A 347-nucleotide genomic window follows, 5' to 3' on the forward strand; every position below is an offset into this window, starting at 1 on the left:
GGTTTGTACTTTGCTTCAATGTTTCAATCTTGGTGGAGGTTAACGGGATCGAACCGTTCACCCCCTGCTTGCAAAGCAGGTGCTCTACCAGATGAGCTAAACCCCCGAAACTTGGATGTCTTCCTGCACTCACTTGCCTGCAACCTGCTCCACCAGTTTGGTGGGTCTGGTTGGGCTCGAACCAACGACCCCCGCGTTATCAACACGGTGCTCTAACCAACTGAGCTACAGACCCGCTTATCTGCATTGACTAATACTGGTGGAGGATGACGGGATCGAACCGACGACCCCCTGCTTGCAAAGCAGGTGCTCTCCCAGCTGAGCTAATCCCCCTCTTATACCTCATT

Annotated in this window: 3 tRNA genes; all 3 read right to left on the reverse strand. The window is 53.0% G+C overall.

Features of this window, described 5'->3' with window-relative positions:
* Positions 1-30: 30 nt before the first annotated feature.
* A tRNA-Ala gene (locus QN347_RS19600) sits at positions 31-106 on the reverse strand.
* A 52-nt stretch (positions 107-158) separates the two neighbouring features.
* Positions 159-235 (reverse strand) — tRNA-Ile (locus tag QN347_RS19605).
* A gap of 22 nt (positions 236-257) precedes the next feature.
* Positions 258-333 (reverse strand) — tRNA-Ala (locus QN347_RS19610).
* Positions 334-347: the final 14 nt, after the last annotated feature.

It is taken from the genome of Sphingomonas sp. 10B4, assembly GCF_035019905.1.
GTDB lineage: Bacteria > Pseudomonadota > Alphaproteobacteria > Sphingomonadales > Sphingomonadaceae > Sphingomonas > Sphingomonas glacialis.